10 protein-coding genes are annotated in these 19838 nt (G+C 74.1%); 8 read left to right on the top strand and 2 right to left on the bottom strand.

All coding sequences use genetic code 11. The features are described 5' to 3' along the window. Positions 1-136 precede the first annotated feature (136 nt). Genes IE108_RS12855 through IE108_RS12845 form a run of 3 tightly spaced genes read left to right on the top strand, consistent with a single transcriptional unit; the run spans position 137 to position 4431 of the window. Positions 137-1573, top strand: coding sequence for an SLC13 family permease (locus IE108_RS12855; RefSeq protein WP_064727748.1), 1437 nt, complete (start codon positions 137-139; stop codon positions 1571-1573). A gap of 49 nt (positions 1574-1622) precedes the next feature. After that, entirely contained in the window at positions 1623-3068 is a 1446-nt protein-coding gene (locus IE108_RS12850; RefSeq protein ID WP_064727749.1) for an acyl-CoA synthetase, read from the top strand. Beyond that, entirely contained in the window at positions 3061-4431 is a 1371-nt protein-coding gene (locus IE108_RS12845; protein ID WP_064727750.1) for a carboxyl transferase domain-containing protein, read from the top strand. Before IE108_RS12850 ends, IE108_RS12845 begins: the two co-directional genes overlap by 8 nt. 229 nt (positions 4432-4660) lie before the next feature. Here the strand turns inward: IE108_RS12845 and IE108_RS12840 are convergent, their stop codons facing one another. Continuing rightward, positions 4661-8296 carry a S8 family serine peptidase gene (locus IE108_RS12840; protein ID WP_064727751.1) on the bottom strand — a complete coding sequence of 1212 codons (3636 nt, stop codon included), beginning with the start codon at positions 8294-8296 and terminating at the stop codon, positions 4661-4663. A gap of 589 nt (positions 8297-8885) precedes the next feature. On the opposite strand from IE108_RS12840, the gene IE108_RS12835 reads away from it, so the two are divergent. From IE108_RS12835 to IE108_RS12825, 3 genes are all read left to right on the top strand, one after another. Beyond that, a complete protein-coding gene (locus IE108_RS12835; protein ID WP_064727752.1) occupies positions 8886-9935 on the top strand; it encodes a rod shape-determining protein in 1050 nt (349 codons plus the stop codon). A 43-nt stretch (positions 9936-9978) separates the two neighbouring features. Beyond that, positions 9979-11424 carry a GAF domain-containing sensor histidine kinase gene (locus tag IE108_RS12830; RefSeq protein WP_064727753.1) on the top strand — a complete coding sequence of 482 codons (1446 nt, stop codon included), beginning with the start codon at positions 9979-9981 and terminating at the stop codon, positions 11422-11424. 186 nt (positions 11425-11610) lie between these two features. Then, positions 11611-12258, top strand: coding sequence for an ANTAR domain-containing protein (locus tag IE108_RS12825; RefSeq protein WP_064727754.1), 648 nt, complete (start codon positions 11611-11613; stop codon positions 12256-12258). A 123-nt stretch (positions 12259-12381) separates the two neighbouring features. On the opposite strand, the gene IE108_RS12820 is transcribed toward IE108_RS12825, so the two are convergent. Further along, positions 12382-14802 (bottom strand): ricin-type beta-trefoil lectin domain protein, encoded by a 2421-nt coding sequence (locus tag IE108_RS12820; protein ID WP_107420138.1) that lies wholly within the window; start codon positions 14800-14802, stop codon positions 12382-12384. A gap of 382 nt (positions 14803-15184) precedes the next feature. Between IE108_RS12820 and IE108_RS12815 the strand changes: the two genes are divergently transcribed. Further along, on the top strand, positions 15185-18031 hold the full coding sequence (locus IE108_RS12815) for a lectin (protein WP_064727755.1): 2847 nt from the start codon (positions 15185-15187) through the stop codon (positions 18029-18031). 23 nt (positions 18032-18054) lie between these two features. After that, positions 18055-19836 (top strand): ThuA domain-containing protein, encoded by a 1782-nt coding sequence (locus IE108_RS12810; protein WP_064727756.1) that lies wholly within the window; start codon positions 18055-18057, stop codon positions 19834-19836. Positions 19837-19838 lie beyond the last annotated feature (2 nt).

The raw sequence follows: 19838 nt of genomic DNA, 5'->3' as shown, positions 1-19838 counted from the left end.
TGCGCGACCCCTTGACGACGGTCCGGGCGGGGCCCACGCTGACCTGCCAACCGCACCCTTCCAAGCCCAGTGGTTCAGCCACTCGACCAGTCAGCCCCATCAGGTCTCCAGCAGGACAGCACCCGGGAGCCCCCGCATGTCCCCCGAACTCGTCTCGATCCTCGTCCTGGTCGTGGTGTTCGTCATCGCCACCACCCGCTCCGTCAACATGGGCGCGCTCGCCTTCGCCGCCGCCTTCGGGGTGGGCACGCTCGTCGCCGACCTCGACGCGGACGGCATCTTCGCCGGCTTCCCCGGCGACCTGTTCGTCGTTCTCGTCGGCGTCACCTACCTGTTCGCCATCGCCCGCGCCAACGGCACCACGGACTGGCTGGTGCACGCGGCCGTCCGGCTGGTCCGGGGGCGGGTCGCGCTGATCCCCTGGGTGATGTTCGCGCTCACCGGGGCGCTCACGGCGATCGGGGCGGTGAGTCCGGCCGCGGTGGCCATCGTCGCGCCGATCGCGCTGAGTTTCGCCACCCGCTACTCGATCAGCCCGCTGCTCATGGGCACGATGGTGGTGCACGGCGCGCAGGCCGGCGGCTTCTCGCCGATCAGCATCTACGGCTCGATCGTCAACGGCATCGTCGAGCGCGAGCACCTGCCGGGCAGCGAGGTCGGCCTCTTCCTCGCCTCGCTGATCGCCAACCTCCTCATCGCAGCCGTGCTGTTCACGGTCCTCGGCGGGCGGAAGCTGTGGGCGCGGGGCTCGGTACCGGTGCACGGCGAGGACTCCGCGGGCCGCGACGGTGACGCGGAGGGGGACGGGACCCCGAGCAACGGGACCGCGAACGCCGGGACCGGCCCGGCCGGCACGGACACCGAGGGCGCCGGCACCACCGGCACCACCCCCGCCGCCGGGGCCGCCGGCACCGCCCCCACCGCCGTCGCCACGCGCCCCGACCGCGACGCCGGCTCCGTCGGCGGCGCCACCCGCCTCACCCCGGCCCGGACCGCCACGCTCGTCGCCCTGGTCGCCCTCGTCGTGGCCGTCCTCGGCTTCGACCTGGACGCCGGTCTGACCGCGGTCAGCCTCGCGGTGGTACTGAGCACCGCCTGGCCGGACGACAGCCGCCGCGCGGTCGGCGAGATCGCCTGGTCCACGGTCCTGCTGATCTGCGGCGTCCTCACCTACGTCGGCGTGCTGGAGGAGATGGGCACCATCACCTGGGCCGGTGAGGGCGTCGGCGGCATCGGCGTACCGCTGCTGGCCGCGCTGCTGCTCTGCTACATCGGCGCGGTCGTGTCGGCCTTCGCCTCCTCCGTGGGCATCATGGGCGCCCTCATCCCGCTGGCGGTGCCCTTCCTGGCGCAGGGCGAGATCGGCGCGGCCGGCATGGTGGCGGCCCTCGCGGTGTCCGCGACGGTCGTGGACGTCAGCCCCTTCTCGACCAACGGCGCGCTGGTGCTGGCCGCGGCGCCGGACGTCGACCGGGAGCGCTTCTTCCGGCAGTTGATGGTGTACGGCGGGATCGTGGTGGCCGCGGTGCCCGCGCTGGCGTGGCTCGTACTGGTCGTGCCCGGCTTCGGGTAGGCCCCTTCGAAGACCGGCAATCGTGAGCAACAGCTAAGGAGTACGACGCGTGTCCTCTCTCTTCCCGGCCCTCTCCCCCGCCCCGGCCGACCGGCCCGCCCTGCGGTTCGGCGAGCGCTCACTGACGTACGCGGAACTCGCCGCCGCCGCGGGCGCCGCGGCCGGACGGATCGGCACCGCCCGCCGGGTGGCCGTGTGGGCGACACCGGCGATGGAGACCGCGGTCGCCGTGGTGGCGGCGCTGCTGGCCGGGGTCCCCGCCGTACCGCTCAACCCGAGGTCGGGCGACGGGGAACTGGCGCACATCCTCTCCGACAGCGGGCCGACGCTCGTCCTCGCGCCCCCGGACGCCGAACTCCCCCCGGCCCTGGCCGCCCTGGAGCGCGTCGACGTCGACGTGCGCGCGGCCGGCCCCGTGCCCGAGGACCGCGCCGCGGAGGGCGACCCCGCGCTCGTCGTCTACACCTCCGGGACCACCGGCCCGCCCAAGGGCGCCGTCATCCCCCGGCGCGCGCTCGCGTCGACCCTGGACGCGCTGGCCGACGCGTGGCGGTGGACCGGCGACGACGTGCTGGTGCACGGGCTGCCGCTGTTCCACGTGCACGGACTCGTGCTCGGCGTCCTCGGCCCGCTGCGGCGCGGCGGGAGCGTCCGGCACCTGGGCAGGTTCTCCCCCGAGGGCGTGGCCCGGGAGCTGAACGACGGCGCGACCATGCTCTTCGGGGTGCCGACGATGTACCACCGCATCGCCGAGGCGCTGCCCGGCGACCCGGAGCTGGCGAAGGCCCTCGCCGGGGCCCGGCTGCTGGTCTCGGGGTCGGCCGCGCTGCCCGTGCACGACCACGAGCGCATCGCCGCCGCGACCGGCCGGCGGGTGATCGAGCGGTACGGCATGACGGAGACGCTGATGAACACGAGCGTGCGGGCGGACGGCGAGCCGCGCGCCGGCACGGTGGGCGTGCCGCTGCCCGGCGTGGAGCTGCGGCTGGTGGAGGAGGACGGCACGCCGGTCGGGGAGCGGGACGGGGAGAGCGTGGGCGAGATCCAGGTGCGCGGCCCGAACCTGTTCACCGAGTACCTGAACCGCCCCGACGCCACCGCCGCCGCCTTCACCCCCGACGGCTTCTTCCGCACCGGCGACATGGCGGTGCGCGACCCCGACGGCTACGTCCGCATCGTCGGCCGCAAGGCCACCGACCTGATCAAGAGCGGCGGCTACAAGATCGGGGCCGGTGAGATCGAGAACGCGCTCCTCGAACACCCGCAGGTGCGGGAGGCGGCGGTGACCGGCGAGCCCGACCCGGACCTCGGGGAGCGGATCGTGGCGTGGATCGTGCCCGCGGACCCCGGGGCGCCGCCCACCCTGGAGGCGCTGGCCGGTCACGTGGCCGCCCGGCTGGCCCCGCACAAGCGGCCCCGCGCGGTCCGGTACCTCGACGCGCTGCCCCGCAACGACATGGGGAAGATCATGAAGCGGGCGCTGAACCGTGACTGACCGCCCGTCCGCACGGGAGTTCCTGGCCCTCGTCACCGACGACTTCACCGAACTCCCCCGTCCCGCGGGCCAGTCGCCGCCGGACGGCCCCCTGGGCTGGCCCGGCTACGACGCCGCCCGCGCCCGCGCCGCCGAGCGCACCGGGGAGGAGGAGTCGGTGGTCTGCGGCACCGGGCGGGTGGCCGGCGTGCGGGCCGTGCTCCTCGCGTTCGAGTTCGGGTTCCTCGGCGGATCGCTGGGCCGGCGCACCGGTGACCGGCTGGAGGCCGCGTACGCCCACGCCCGTGAGCACCGGCTGCCGGTGGTGCCGCTGGTCGCCACCGGCGGCAGCCGGATGCAGGAGGGGATGCTCGCGCTGACCCAGCTCCAGCGGGTGGCACGGGAGTCGGCGCTCACCCGGGAGGCGGGGCTGGCGCAGGTCGCCGTGGTGCGGGACCCGGCGACCGGCGGCGGCTGGGCGACCCTCGGGGCGGGCGCCGACGTGGTCCTCGCGCTGCCCGGCGCCCAGGTCGGCTTCGCCGGTTCGCGGGTCCGGCCGCCGGACGCCGATCCGGCGGCGTACACGGCCGAGGCGCAGGTGGCGGCGGGCAGCGCGGACGCGGTCGTGCCGGCCGGCGAGCTGCGCTCCACGCTGGGCCGGTGGCTGCGGCTGCTGACGGCCGGCTGGGACGGACCGGCGCCGGTGCCCGGGCCGCTGGGCGCACGGGACCTTCCGGTGAGCGGCTGGGACGCGGTCCGGCGGGCCCGCGCCCCCGGACGCCCGCGCGCCGGGGCCTACCTGGACGCCTACTTCACCCACCGCGCCGCCCTCTCGGGCGACCGGTGCGGCGGCACCGACCCGGACGGCATGCTGTGCGGCTTCGGCGAACACGCGGGGCGCACCGTCGCGTACGCCGCCCAGACGGGGGCGGCCACCAGGCCCGCCGGGTACCGCACCGCCACCCGGCTGATCCGGCTCGCCGGGCGGCTCGGCATCCCGGTGCTGACCCTGGTGGACACGCCGGGCGCGGCCAACGACGCGGAGGCCGAACGGGAGGGGGCGGGACCGGCGATCGCCGAGCTGTTCGGGGCGGTGGCCGCGGCGCGCACGCCGGTGACCACGCTGGTGATCGGGGAGGGCGGTTCGGGCGGGGCGCTGGCACTCGCGGCGCCCGGCCGCACCTGGGCCACGCCGGACAGCTACTTCTCGGTCATCGCGCCGGAACTCGCGGCGGCGATCCTGAAGCGCGGCCCCGGGGAGGTGGAGGCCACGGCGGACCAACTGCGCCTGCGTCCGCAGGACTTGGCCGAGCTGGGACTGACCCGAACAGGCGATCAGTTGTTCCCTGGAACAGGTGATCGTCGCTCTGAAGAGCGCATGTGACTGCAGGGACCAACGATACTTACGGTGTGCAAGCGACGGGCTGCAGACCGTAGTTGACGCACATGTCCCAAGTAGGTCCCACACTGCACAGCGCAAGGAGCCACACGATCATGAACCTTCTCACCGACATCCTCGCCGGTCTCGTCCACTTCGTCGGCTGGCTGGTCTGACGGTCCGAGAAACCGACGGCGCCGCCTCCCCGTCCCAGGGAGGCGGCGCCGTCCGCGTGTCAGCGCACGGTCACGGCCCGCACGATCTCCTGCGTGACCGAGCCGCCCCGGTCGTCGCGCGCCGAGGCCCGCAGGGAGAGGTGGCCGGCACCGCGCGGCACGTCCAGCGTGCCGTGCCAGGAGGCACCGCCGCCGCCCTGCAGCCGCACCTGCCGCCAGGACTTTCCGCCGTCGTACGAGGCCTCCAGACGCCCGCCGCCGATGCGGCCGGTGTCCGCGGCACCCGCCACGTACCGCGCGCCGAGCCCGATCCTCAGCTTCCTGCCGCCGCGCACCTCGCCCGCGAGGTCGGTGCCGACGTCGAAGGAGAGGTTGATCAGGGGGAGGCGGGTCCACCGGTCGTCCGGCGTGGCGGCCGAGCGGAAGGTCCACTCCGCGTGCCCCTCGGTGGCGAGCGGCCAGCGCCCGGCGTCGAGCGCGGTGTCGGTGACGAGCCGGTAGGTGCGCTCGTCGGCCGGCGCCTCCTCCACGTAGGCAGCCGAACTCGGGCTCTGGTCGACCAGTTCGCCGTCCAGGTACACCGACGTGGTCTGCGTCATCCCGCTCTCCTCGTTCCACACGTCGCCGAAGCCGGTGTGGTCGGGACCGGAGTCGCCCCAGCCGGGCGCGTTGAACTGGAGCCGGTCGCCCGCGCGTTCCTGCCCCCAGCCGAGCCCGGTGCCGAGGTAGGGGTGCCAGACCGGCTTGAACCAGTTCAGCCCGGTGCGGTCGCCGCCCCGGTACCGCACCAGCCCGCCGCGCTCTTCCAGCGCCTCCCCGGCGCTGGTCACGGACTCGTGCCACAGCTGGCCCGGCCCGGTGGACACGTACTCGGTGCGCTCGGCCGGGTAGGCGATCCGCTCCCGGAAGCCGAGCCCGACCGGGAAGGTGCCGGTGATCGAGTACCGGAACTCGCCGCCGCTCGCGGCCTCGGCGCCGTGGTACCGGGTCCGCAGCTCGGCGAGGTCGTGCCGGCCGGGCCGGTAGGTGAGGTCCCGGTCGGGCACGGCGCCGGGGTGCCCCTCGGACAGGTCGTAGACGTAGGGCGTGTCGGGGGTGCCGGTCATGTCGACCCGTCCGGCCTTCCGCAGCCGCCGGGCGTCGTCCGCGTCGACCGTGGCGATCTGGAGCGGCCGGTCGGCGTTGTCGTCCGTGCCCCACCAGGCCGTCAGCCGGCCGGGCGCGTCGTCGGTGACGAACAGCGCCTTCACGCCCGCGTCCTCGGCCGCCTGCGCGAGCGCGGCCGGTTCGGTGCCTTCGGTGAGCCGCGCGAGGACCGCCTTGCCCCGTACGCCCGCCGGGAACGGCCCCTCCCCCACGTCCACCAGCGGCAGCCGGCCGCGCCCGTCGGTCAGGGTGCCGCCGGCCTGCACGACGGCCTCGCCGATCCCCTCGACCGCCAATTGCGGCTTGCCGAGCCGCCACACGGTCCGGTACTCGAAGCCGCCCTCGGCGACCTTCCGGGTCGGCGCCGCGAAGACGCTGTCGTACTTCAGCGGCACCTGGACCGCGCCGAACAGGTCGGCGCCGCCCGCGCTGCGGTCGTACTCCATGAGCAACTGCCGTGTCTCGGTCGCCTTGGACACGTCCGCGCGCAGCTCCCGCAGCTTCGTCCCGTCCAGGGTGACCTCGCGGTCCCGGTCCAGGACGACCTCCGGCGCGGCGAGGAAGCCGAGCCCGAGCGAGTCGGCGCCGCCGCTGCCGCGGACGTCGAGGAACGAGGTCAGGCTGTACGTCCCCGGCGCGAGGCGCAGCTCGAGGGTGCCCGAGTCGCCGACGTGCGCGGGAACGGGGTCGACGCCCCCGGCGAGGCGCTGGACGACCAGGTCGGCCGGGGCCGCGGCACCGGAACGGTCCTTGACGCGGACGGTCAGCGTGTACCGCTCGTCCTCCTTGACCAGCCCGAACGCCGTGTGCGCGACGGGCTCCCCGTTCGCGCCCGACGCCACGATCCGCCCGCTCGTCGTCCCGGGCGGGGCCTTGGACACGTCGCCGGTGACGGTGGTGGCGGCGGTGCCGTGCGCGGGCACGGTGAGGGCGGTGTCGGCGAGCGTGACGACACCGGCGGGGGCGCCCCGCGCCGCCAGCCGCAACTCGACCGCCGTGGCGGAGGAGTTGGTGTAGGTGACGGTACGGGTGACGGGCTGGTCGCCGTCGTGGGGCCAGGCGTGGAAGCCGAGGTCGGTGCTGCCAGTTGCGGTCACCTCCGCCGCGATCGCGTCCGGCACGCTCACCCGGCCCGCGCCCAGCTGGTACGCGGAGGCGTCGAGCCCCTTCGACGTGGACATCAGCGCGTCCTTGAGCCGCGCGCCGCTCCAGTCGGGGTGCCGCTCGGCGAGCAGGGCGGCCACGCCGGAGACGTGCGGTGTCGCCATCGACGTACCGTCCATGGCGGTGTAGTCGCCGCTGCCCTCGGTGAGCCGGGACCGGGCGGCGAGGATGCCCACGCCCGGCGCGGACAGGTCGGGCTTGAGCGCCTGGTCGCCGTATCGGGGCCCGGCGCTGGTGAACCAGGCCGCCTGGTCGGCGGAGTCGACGGCACCGACGGTCAGCGCGGCGTCGGCGGCGCCGGGCGAGCCGATGGAGGACGGGGCGCCGGTGTTGCCGGCCGCGACGACGAACAGGGCGCCCGTCTCGCGGGAGAGGGTGTTGACGGCCTCGGCCATCGGGTCGGTGCCGTCGCTGGGCTCGGTGGAGCCGAGGCTCATGGAGACGACGTCGGCGTCCACGTCCCGGGCGGCCCACTCCATCCCGGCGATGATCTCCGACTCGCTGCCCGACCCGGAGTCGTTCAGGACCTTGCCGACCGCGAGCGACGCGCCCGGCGCCACCCCCTTCTCCCGGCCGTCGGAGGCCGCGCCGCTGCCGCCGACGGTGGAGGCGACGTGGGTGCCGTGCCCGTTGCGGTCGGCGACCTCCTCGCCCGCGATGAAGCTGCGGCTCTCGGCTATGCGGCCGGCCAGGTCGGGATGGCCCGCGTCCACGCCGCTGTCCAGCACGGCGACGGTGACGCCCTTTCCGGTCAGCCCGGCCTGCCACGCCTCGGGGGTGCCGATCTGCGCGTTGGACTCGGCCATGGCCGCGGTGACCCGCCCGTCGAGCCACACCTTCCCAATGCCGGCGCCACGGGTGAACTCCCGCCAGAAATCACGGCCCTTGACGGCCTCGACCGCCGCCCCGCGCACGCTGGGCAGCTTCCGGGTCCGCTCGGTCCCCCGCGGGGTGGCCGACCGCGCGCCCTTGGCGTGGGTCACGATCAGCGGCAGCGCGCCGGTCTCCGTGTCGGCGAGGCCCTGCTCCAGCAACTCCTCCACGTCGAAGAGCCGCTCGTCGAGGCGCCCGGCGCGCAGGTACGGCAGTGCCTCGTCGGGCACGACGGTGGTCCGGCCGTTCGACCGGCGGGTGTGCACGGCGCCGGCGGCGCCCTCGGGCCGCTCGACCGTGACGGTCCGCCGCCCGCCGCCCAGCTCGGTGACGGTCACCCGGTCCCCGGTGACGAGGGTGACGGTGCGGGCCGCCGCGGCTCGGGCGGCCGCCGGGGGGTGCGCCGGCTCCGGGGGCGGGTCCTGTGCCGCCGCGGTGCCGGCCGGCAGCAGTGCGATCACGAGCGCCGCCGCCGTCAGGGCCGTCCCGCGTCCGGCTGGTCCTCTGCTCATCCACGCCTCACTTCGCGTCGTCGTAGAGTGCTGTGAAGAGTGCTCCGAGCAGTCTCAGGGTGCTTGTGTTGCGGGGGAGTTGACCGACCGTGGCGGGTTGGCGCCCTGGCGGCTTTCCGCCAGGCGGGCCACCGCCCGCGGGGGCGGTCCGCCGCCGCGTCGAGACCGGCCCGGCTGGGCCCTCCGCCGGTACGAGCACCCCGTAACACGGGTGTGGCCACCGCCGGTCGACCGGCGGGCCGAGGAAGAGATCGGGCCGTGCGGAGCCGGGCGACCCATCCGCGCGAGATGGTCGCCCGAGCCGGCCGGCCGGTTCCCCGCCGCGCTCCGGGAGGGCCGCGGGACCGGGCCCGACGGATGTCGACACGGTCGGCCGCCGGCTCGGCGGGCCGTCGCGGCCGTCCGGCTGCATCTCCGGCCCCGCTCGGCGGGGCCGGACAGCCGAACGGGGCGGGACCGCCGAAGACCCCCCGTTCGGCGGCCCCCCGCCCGGCCCCCTTCAACAGGCGCACTCCCCCGCTCCCGCGCACGATGCCAGCAAGGCCGCCCACCGGGCGGCCGTACGGTCGCGCTCTCGGGAGGATCCGCCATGACCGCCAGTACCGCCAGTCTGGAGCAGCTGCGCCGCTGCCATTTCGCCGTCGACCTGGGCGCGGCACGGACCCGCGTGTACGTGAAGGGTGCCGGACTCGTCGTCGACCAGCCGTCCGCGGCCGCGGTCAACACCCGCACCGGCGCGCTCATCGCGGTCGGGGAGTTCGCGGAGAAGATGACCGGCCGCACGCCCGGCTACATCCGGGTCGTACGGCCCGTCTCGGGCGGCACGGTCGTCGACATCGAGATGGCCCAGCGCATGCTCCGGCACCTGCTCGGCGACAAGATCCGCCGCGCCCTGCGCCGCAAGCCCCGGCTGCGCGCGGCGGCCTGCACCCCGCACGACGCGGATCCGCTGGCGCAGCGGGCGGCGATCGAGACGCTGGTCGGCCTGGGCGCGCGCCGCGTGGAGCTGGTCGACACGCTGATCGCCGCGGCGGTCGGCTGCGGACTGCCCGTGGAGCAGCCCGAGGCGACCATGATCATGGTCTGCGGGGCGCACGCCACCCAGGTCGCGGTCCTCTCCCTGGGCTCGATCGTGACCGCCGCCCGCATCCCGGTCGGCGGCGAGGCCGTGGACCACGCGATCGTGCAGCTCCTGCGCCACCAGCACGAGCTGGTGCTGCCCAGCCAGTCGGTACGGCCGCTGCAGCTGACCCTGTCCGGCAACGGGCTGACCCCGCAGGGACCCGCGTCCACCGAGATCCACGGGCGGGACGTGGCGACCGGCCTCGCGCGCTCGGTACGGGTCGACACCGCGTCGGTGCGCAACGCCATCCAGACGCCGCTGACCGCCGTGCTCGACGGGATCGGCCGGGTGCTGCGGGACTGCCCGCCCGATCTTGTGGCCGACCTCGCCGACCGCGGGATCATGATGGTCGGCGGCAGCGCGCTGCTGCCCGGCTTCGACCAGATGCTCCGTCAGGCCACCGGCATGCCGGTGCACATCGCGGAACGGCCCGACGTCTGCGCGGTCCAGGGCCTCGGCAGCATGCTGGAGGGCCGGGTGGAGCCGATCTCGCTCCAGCCGACCGCGTCCGACTGACCCGCCGCCGAGGCGGCCTGGCACCCCGAGGAAGCCGGACGGAATGACCGCCCAGCCCGCGCCCCGCCTCACCCGCCTCCTCGAAGCCGTCCTGGAGGTCGGCACCGGTCTCGACCTGCGCGGTACCCTCCAGCACCTCGTGGACGGCGCCGCCGAACTGACCGGCGCCGACCGCGCCTCCCTCGTGGTCCTCGACCCCGGCCGGGACGGCCTGGCCGAGATCCGCACCCCGGGCCCGGACCCCGCCGACGCGACGGCGCCCCGGCTGCGGGTGCCGATCGACGTGCGCGACGAGGCGTTCGGCGAGCTGCGGCTGGCGGGACGGCCCGGGGACGAACCGTTCACGGCGGAGGACGAGCAACTGCTGCGGGTGCTGGCGACGCAGGCCGGCATCTCGATCGGCAACGCCCGCCTGTACGAGACGGCGCGGCAGCGCGAGCGCTGGATCGAGGGCGCGGCGGCCGTCACCACCGCGCTGCTCACCGAGGAGGGCGCCGGCGACGCGCTGACGACGGTCGCCGAACGGGCCCGGCTGCTCGCGGACGCCTCCGCGGGCGTCATCCTCCACCCCACCGCCGAGGGCGGCATGGAGATCGTGACCGCCTCCACGCCGGACGACCCGGGCGGCATCGTCGGCGCCACCATCGCGCCGGGCAGCCCGGTCCTGGAGCAGCTGCTCGGCGGGGAGCCGGTCTTCCTCACCGACTCGGCGACCGATCCGCGGATGACGACGCGCGTGCGGCACCGGTTCGGGCCGAGCATGATGCTGCCGCTCCAGGCGAACGGCCGCCTGATCGGCACCCTCGCCCTGCCGCGCAGGCGGGGGGAACGCCAGTACACGGACCTGGAGCGGCTGCTCGCCACCCAGTTCGCCTCGCAGGCCGCGCTCGCCCTCGTCCTGGCCGACGCCCGGCGCGGGCGGGAGCGGCTCGCGGTGTACGAGGACCGCGACCGCATCGCGCGGGACCTGCACGACCTGGTGGTGCAGCGGCTGTTCGCGACCGGGATGATGCTGGAGTCGACGCAGCGCCGCGAGGGCGCGCGGGACGTGCGCGGCATCCTGGCGCGGGCGGCGGACGAACTGCGGTCCACGGTGCAGGAGGTCCGCACGGCGATCTTCGCGCTCCAGCAGCCGCCGGCCGATCCGCCGACGGGGCTGCGCGGCCTGGTCCTGCGCGAGACCGCGTCCGCCGCCGCCCGGCTGGGCTTCGCTCCGTCGACCCGGTTCCGGGGCGCGGTCGACACCCGCGTCCCGGACCGGGTGGCCGGACCACTGCTCACCGTCCTGCGCCGCGCCCTGGCCGAGGCGACGGCCCGCGCCTCCGTCTCCCGCGTCGAGGTCACCGTCGACGCCGGCGCCGGGGCCGCGGACGGGGGCCGGGACGGCGTACGGCTGACGGTCTTCGACGACGGGGAGGGCGGGCAGGACACCCAGGACGCGAACACCGGGGCGGACGGCACGACGGTGACCTGGTGGTCGGCGCTGTGACCGCGCGCGAGGCGTGCGCCGGGGCACGGACCGGCACTGCCTTTACCCGCCCGTGGGCCGCCCACTCCCCGGGGCCGGGTGTAGTCCGGCGTACGGCGGGCAGGCGCCACGACGAAGGGGACGGAGCGACGTTGAGTACGTCCGCGGGGGCCGGTGGGGACCGGCAGGGACGGACAGGGCGGTGACATGACCCGGGCGGTACCTCCACGTCTGGCGGGGCACCCCGCCTTCCTGGCGATCGACGGCACGGTGGCCGGGGGACGGGCGCTGCTCGTCGCGCGCGGGCAACTGGTCCACGGGTGCACGGAGATCCTGGCCGAGGCGCTGGCCGCGCTGGCCGGCGTCGAGCGCGTCGATCTGGACATGGGCGACGTGGAGTTCATGGACCCGGGGGGCCTGCGCTTCCTCGACCTGCTGGGCGGATACAGCCACCGGGAGACCGTGCCGGTGACGACGGCGAACTGGCGGGGCCAGCCGGTGCGGGTCCTGGAGCTGGCCGGTCTGGACACGGCCGATCCCCTGCGCACCACCGCCCCGCGGCTGTCCGAGCCCGGCGCCGAGCGGTTGCACGTCCTGGAGGAGGAGGTGGAGCAGCTGCGCCGGGCGATCGCCTCCCGGCCGGTCATCGACCAGGCGCGGGGCGTGCTGATGGCGCTGCACTCCTGCACCTCGGACGAGGCGTGGGAGATCCTGCGCGAGGCGTCCCAGCTGTCCAACACCAAGCTCCGCGACGTCGCGGCCGCCGTCACCGCGGGCACGGAGACCGACGGCCCGCCGCCACCGCGGGAGGTCCGGTCGGCGCTGCGCGCGGCACTGGCCCGGCTCGGGCACTGACCGGGGCCCGCCACCGGTCGGGGCACGCGCCGCGCGGCCGGAGTCGGGAGGACGACGACGCGCGCGGCCACGGAGGGACGTGGCCGCGCGCGCCGGCTCACGGCGTGGAACGCCGCCCGGCCCCTACGGGAGGAACCACTTCTGGTTGGTGCCGGTGTGGCAGGTCCACAGGTGGACCGGGGTGCCGTCGTTCCAGGTGCCGCCCGAGGCGTCCAGGCACTTGGCGGACTGCGGGTTGCGGACCGTGCCGTCCGACTGCGGCGCCCACTTCTGCGAGCCGGTGCCGTTGCACGTCCACAGCTGGATCCTGGTGCCGTCGGCGGTGCCGCCGTTGGACACGTCCAGGCACTTGCCCAGCGCCCGCAGCGTGCCGTCGTCCGCGCGCGTCCACTGCTGCGCGCCGGTGCCGTTGCAGGTCCAGAGCTGGACCTTCGTGCCGTCCGCCGTCATGGAGTTGTCGACGTCCAGGCACTTGCCGCCCACGCCCTTCACCTCGCCCGGCCCGGGGGTTCCCCCGCCGGGCAGCCGGTTGAGCGTGTACCACGCCTCGGTGCTCCACAGGGTCTCGCCGCCGGCCGAGCTGAAGGGGCGGGGCGAACGGACGTGGACCACCCGGTCCGCCTTGAGGCCGGGGATCGCGAGGGTGACCGTCCTGCCGTCGCCGGAGAGGGTGGCGGACTGCGCGGTCAGGGTCTCCTCGTCGATCTTCGGGCCGCCGTAGTCGGCGGTCGGCGCGTACCGCCACTGCTTGATCCTGTAGTGCTGGGCGAGGTCCCGGGCCGTGTCGGCCGAGAGCGGCTGCGTGTACTCAAGCGCGAAGCCGCCGGGTACCGCGCGCATGGCGCGGATGTCGAAGGCGTCGGTGCCGTTCGGCGCCAGCTTCTGCAGGCCGTGGCTGAGCTTGCCCTCCTGGCCCCAGTTGCCGCCGGCCCCGAGCCCGCCGGCGTACAGCGCGCCGTCCGGCCCGATGCTGATCCGGGTCACGCCGGCCTCCAGCCCCTGGGTGAGCCGGAAGACGGCGCCCTGGTACTCGCCGCCGACCTTCTCCAGGAAGCCGCGCTGCACGCCGCCGTAGGTCACGTCCCCGAAGAGCATCTGCCCGGCGAACGGTCCCTCGGTCAACTGCAGCGGTGTGCTCGGCGAGTTGGCGATCTCGTTCTGCGGCAGCCAGAGCACCGGCCGGGTCACGGGCTGCGCGTCGAAGGGCCCGTCGGGGTTGGTGTAGTGGTTGAAGAACCGGCCCTGCTTGATGTGCACCAGCTTCGAGGAGGGGAGCCAGCCGCCCTGGTTGTCGGTGACGAAGATGCCGCCCTCGGGTCCCCACCCGATGCCGTTCGGCGTGCGCAGTCCGCCGGCGACGTAGGAGACCTCGCCGGTCTGCCTGTTCACCTTGATGGTGGTGCCGCGGTTCTGCGCCGGCTGCGGATCCGTGGTCGCGCCGCCGTAGTTGATGGAGACCGACAGGTTCAGGTAGAAGAACCCGTCCTTGTACAGCAGCCCGAAGGCGAACTCGTGGAAGTTGCCGCCGAAGGGCCAGGTCGCGACCCGCCGGTACTGGTCGGTGACCTCGTCGCCGTCGGTGTCGTTCAGCTCCGTCAGTTCGTGCTTCTGGGAGACGTAGAGCTTGCCGTCGACGTGCTTGATGCCCATGGGCTCCTTGAGCCCCGAGGCGATCTTCTTGACCGTCACCTCGTCCGGGCCGGTGTCCCCGGTGACGTTGTCCAGCAGGTAGACCTCGCCGGTGGTGTTGTTGCTGCCGCCCCAGGTGGTGACGGCCAGGCGCCCGTCGGGCAGCCAGTCCATGGCCGAGACCTGCGGTTCGAAGCCCGGCGGCCGGAGGTCGGTGAGCGTGTAGTCGGGGTGCACCCCGGTCAGCGGCAGGCCGTCGCCGGGCGAGTCGGCACCGGTCTCGCATTCCTTGCGGCCCGGGGCCGTCACCCGTACGACGTCGGCGTCCGTGCTGAGGGCGGTGTTCGGTACGACGGCGAAGGCGGCGGCGCCGGGCGGTCTCCAGGCCAGTGTCAGCTGCTCGCCGCCGCCCCGCTCGAAGTGCTCGACGCGCAGCGCGTGGGGCCCCGCCGTCAGCTCGACGGTGGCGTCCTTGGACTCCGGCCCGTGCAGTCCGCCGTGGTCGATGACGAGTCTGTCGTCGATCCAGAGACGTGAGCCGTCGTCGCTGGTGAGGCGGAGGGTGTAGCTGCCGGCGCCGGGGGCGTGCAGATTGCCGAGGACGTGGGTGACGAAGTTGCTCTCCAGCCCGAAGTCGGCGGGCGCCGACCAGTCGATCACCGGCATGAGCTTGTCGACGTTGGGGGTCTGGCCCGGCTTCAGCGTGCAGATGTCGTTGAGCGGCACCTGCGTGTCGAAGGTCCGCAGCGTGACCCCCGGTTCCTGCGGGGGGAGGGCCTCGGCCGCGGCGGCCTCGGCGGGGGCGGGTGGGTCCGCGGGGGCCGGCGTCGCCGTCAGGCCGATGGCCAATAAGGAGCCGATGAGCGTTCCGGCCAGGCGTCTGCCCGGTCGGCGGGGATACAGCCGTGGATACACGTGACCTCCTGACGACCCCTCAAGGCAGGGGCTCGCTCGGGCAAGTGAGGGATCCACCGCTGGCGGGGCGCGCCGTCACCCCGGTCACGGAGGGCGCTGACGGGCGGAGAGTGCACCAGGTCCGTACCGCAGCGTCGGACACAGTAGAGACTTCACCCGCACCCGTCCACGCTTTGTCCCGGCCAAAGAAAAAGTAGCGAGAACTTCCGCCGACCGGCTTCCGGGCCCCACAGAAGACCGCTAGCTTCCTTGAAATGAACCGGTCATGTCTCACGGACCGGCTCGGCTCCCCCACGGCGTGACGGCGCACGCCTGTCGGCACGACCGGCAGCCCGACGAGGCTGCCGCCTACTCCTCTCACCCCGGGAGAACTTCCGTGCGCATGAGAACGCTCAGACACAAGCGCGTCCGATTGCTCCTGACCGCGCTGGCGTGCACCGTCGGCTGCCTTCTCCCGGTGTCGTCGGCCACCGCCGCGCCCGCCCCCCGCGACGAGCCCGCCCCGGCGGCCGCCGATCCCGTGTTCCAGCAGGTCACGCTGGCCAAGGGCGTGGCCGAAACGGGCGAACCGATGACGCTGGCCGTGCTGCCCGACCGCTCCGTGCTGCACACGTCCCGCGACGGGACGCTGCGGCTGACGAACGCGGCGGGCACCACGTCCGTCGCCGGAAAGCTCGACGTCTACAGCCACGACGAGGAGGGCCTCCAGGGCGTCGCCGTGGACCCCGGCTTCACCGCCAACCGGCACGTCTTCCTCTACTACGCGCCGAAGCTCGGCACCCCGGCCGGAGACGCCCCGGGCGACGGCACGGCGGCCGACTTCGCCCCGTTCGACGGGGTCAACCGCCTGTCCAGGTTCGTCCTCAAGACGGATGGCACCTTGGACCTCGGCAGCGAGAAGAAGATCCTCGACGTGCCGGCCTCGCGCGGCACCTGCTGCCACGTGGGCGGCGACATCGACTTCGACGCGGCCGGCAACCTCTACCTCTCGACGGGCGACGACACCAACCCGTTCGCCTCGGACAGCTACACCCCCATCGACGAGCGCGCCTCCCGCAACCCCGCGTACGACGCCCAGCGCTCCGCGGGCAACACCAACGACCTGCGCGGCAAGGTCCTCAGGATCAAGGTCGGCGCCGACGGCTCCTACACGGTCCCGTCCGGCAACCTCTTCCCCGCCGGCACCGCGAAGACCCGCCCCGAGATCTACGCGATGGGCTTCCGCAACCCGTTCCGGATGAGCGTCGACAAGGCCACGGGCATCGTCTACCTCGGCGACTACGGCCCCGACGCCGGCAGCGCCAGCCCCACCCGCGGCCCCGCCGGCCAGGTGGAGTTCAACCGGATCACCAAGGCGGGCAACTACGGCTGGCCGTATTGCACCGGTAAGAACGACGCCTACGTGGACTACGACTTCGCCACCGGCTCCTCCGGCGCCCGGTTCGACTGCGCCGCTCCCCGGAACACCTCACCGCGCAACACCGGCCTCACCGAGCTGCCCCCCGCCCAGCCCGCCTGGATCCCCTACGACGGCGGCTCGGTACCCGAGTTCGGGGGCGGCTCGGAATCCCCGATGGGCGGCCCGGTCTACCGCTACGACGCCGCCTCCACCTCGCAGGTGAAGTTCCCGCAGGAGTACGACGGCCACTACTTCGCCGGCGAGTTCGGCCGCCGCTGGATCAAGCGCGTCGCGGCCGACGGCTCCGGCACCGTGCAGTCCATCAACGCCTTCCCCTGGAGCGGCACCCAGGTGATGGACATGGCGTTCGGCCCGGACGGCGCCCTGTACGTCCTCGACTACGGCACCGGCTACTTCAGCGGCGACCAGAACTCGGCCCTCTACCGCATCGAGCACGTCACCGACGGCCTGGCACCGACCGCGCAGGCGAAGGCGAACGTCACCTCCGGCGGCGCGCCGCTGACCGTCTCCTTCGACTCGGGCGGCAGCGCGGACCCGGAGGGCGGAGCGCTCACCCACGCCTGGACCTTCGGCGACGGCACCGGCTCCACCGCCGCCAACCCCTCGCACACCTACACGGCGAACGGCCAGTACACGGCCACGCTGAAGGTGACCGACCCCACCGGCAAGTCCGCCACCGCCTCGGTGCAGGTCACGGTCGGCAACACGGCCCCCACCGTGCGGCTCGAACTGCCCCTCGACGGCCGCGTCCACGACTTCGGGGACGCGATCCCCTTCAGGGTGTCGGTCTCCGACCCCGAGGACGGCACCGTCGACTGCTCCAAGGTCAAGGTCACCTTCGTGATCGGGCACGACAGCCACGGCCACCCGCAGACCTCGACCACCGGATGCACCGGCACCCTGCAGACCCTCGCCGACGGAGAGCACGACCCCAACGCGAACATCTTCGGCGTCGTCGACGCCGAGTACACCGACAAGGGCGCGAACGGCCAGCCCGCGCTGACCACCCACGACCAGCACATCACCCAGCCCTCGCACCGGCAGGGCGAGCACTACGGCGCCTCGTCCGGCGTCCAGGTGGTCACCCACGCCCAGGCGCACGGCGGCAGGACCGTCGGCTACATCGAGAACGGCGACTGGATCTCCTTCACGCCCTACGCGCTCGACAACGTGACCCGGTTCACCGCCCGGGTCTCCTCGGCGGGAGCGGGCGGCACGATCGAGGTGCGGGCCGGCTCCGCCACCGGCACCCTGCTCGGCACGGCGACCGTCCCCGTCACCGGCGACTGGGAGACCTTCCAGGACGTCACCGCCCCGGTCAGCGGCGGGCCGGCCGCGTCCACCGCGCTGTACCTCGTCTTCAAGGGCGGCGCCGGTTCCCTCTTCGACGTCGACGAGTTCTCCTTCACCACGTCCGGCCCCGCGTCGGGAGCGGGACCGGTGAAGGGCGTGGGCGGCAAGTGCCTCGACGTGGACGGCGGCGGCACCGCGGACGGCACGAAGATCCAGCTGTGGACCTGCAACGGCACCGCCGCGCAGCAGTGGACGCGCTCCGCGGACGGCGCTCTGCGGGCCCTGGGCAAGTGCCTGGACGTCTCGGCCGGCGGCACCGCCGACGGCACCAGGATCCAGCTGTGGACCTGCAACGGCACCGGCTCGCAGAAGTGGGCGCCGCAGTCGGACGGCACGGTCCGCAACCCGCAGTCCGCCAAGTGCCTGGACGCCTCGGGCGGCACCTGGAACGACGGCACCCCCGTCCACCTCTGGACCTGCCACACCGGAACCAACCAGAAGTGGACCCTTCCGTAACCGTGGAAAGGAGGCGACCCCCCATGCGTACCCCTCTCAAAGCGCTCCTCGGCCTCGTCGCCGGCGCCACGCTCGCGCTGGCCCCGCAGGCCGCGGCACAGCCCGCCCCGGGACAGTCCGCACCCGACCGGCCCGCACCGGTGACCACGTCCGTCACCGCCCCGCCCCGCACGGCGGCCGACCCCGCCTACAAGATCCTCGTCTTCTCCAAGACCGCCGGCTTCCGGCACTCCTCGATCGACGACGGCCTCGCCGCCCTGCGCGACCTGGGCACGGCCCACAACTTCACCGTCGACGCGACCGAGGACGCCGGCGCCTTCACCTCCGGCAACCTCGGCCAGTACCGCGCCGTCGTCTTCCTGTCGACGACCGGCGACGTCCTCGACGGCACCCAGCAGACCGCCTTCGAGCAGTACATCCAGGGCGGCGGCGGCTACGTCGGCATCCACGCCGCCGCCGACACCGAGTACGACTGGCCCTTCTACGACGGTCTGGCCGGGGCCCTCTTCCACTCCCACCCCGCCGTCCAGTCCGCCACCGTCAGGGTGGAGGACCGCGCGCACGACGCCACCGCCCACCTCGGCCGCACCTGGCAGCGCACCGACGAGTGGTACAACTACCGCACCAACCCCCGCACCACCGCCCACGTCCTCGCCTCGCTCGACGAGTCCAGCTACTCGGGCGGCAACATGGCGGGCGACCACCCGATCTCCTGGTGCAAGGACTACCGGGGCGGCCGCGCCTTCTACACCGGCGGCGGCCACACCGACGAGTCGTTCGCCGACCCCGCCTTCAACCGCCACCTCCTCGGCGGAATCCGCTGGGCGGCCGGCCTGACCGACGCCGACTGCAGGCCCGAGACCGGCTACACACCGCTCTTCGACGGCTCGTCCACCACCGGCTGGCGGCAGGCCGGTCCCGGCGGGTTCACCCTGGCCGACTCCACCCTCACCTCGGAGGGCGGCATGGGCATGCTCTGGTACTCCGCCCAGGAGTTCACGGGCGACTACTCCCTCAAGCTCGACTGGAGGGCGGCCGGGGACGACAACTCGGGCGTCTTCCTCGGCTTCCCCGCCTCCGACGACCCGTGGACCGCGGTGAACAACGGCTACGAGATCCAGATCGACGCGACGGACTCCCCCGACCGCACCACCGGGTCCGTCTACGGCTTCCGGTCCGCCGACATCGCCGCCCGGGACGCGGCGCTCAACCCTCCGGGAGAGTGGAACACCTACGAACTGCGCGTCACCGGGGAACGGCTGGAGATCTTCCTCAACGGCCGGAAGATCAACGACTTCACCAACACCGACCCGGCCCGCAGCCTGCGCCAGGGCCACATCGGCCTCCAGAACCACGGGGCCGGCGACGAGGTGTCCTTCCGCAACATCCGTATCAAGCGCGACGGCGGACAACAGCCCGGCCCCCGCACCGGGGAGGTGAAGGGCGTGGGCGGCAAATGCCTGGACGTCGACAACTCCATGACGGCGGACGGCACGAAGATCCAGCTCTGGACCTGCAACGGCACCGGCGCGCAGCGATGGACGCGCGCGGACGACGGCACGGTGACCGCGCTGGGCAAGTGCCTGGACGTCTCGGGCGGCGGCACCGCGGACGGCACGAAGATCCAGCTGTGGACGTGCAACGGCTCCGGAGCCCAGAAGTGGGCGCCGCAGTCGGACGGCACGGTCCGCAACCCGCAGTCCGGCAAGTGCCTGGACGCCTCGGGCGGCACCTGGAACGACGGCACCCCGGTCCACCTGTGGACCTGCCACACCGGGGCCAACCAGAAATGGGTCCTTCTCTGACC

The organism is Streptomyces parvulus (genome assembly GCF_014648855.1).
GTDB lineage: Bacteria > Actinomycetota > Actinomycetes > Streptomycetales > Streptomycetaceae > Streptomyces > Streptomyces parvulus.
This window is presented reverse-complemented; position numbering and strand designations above follow the sequence as displayed.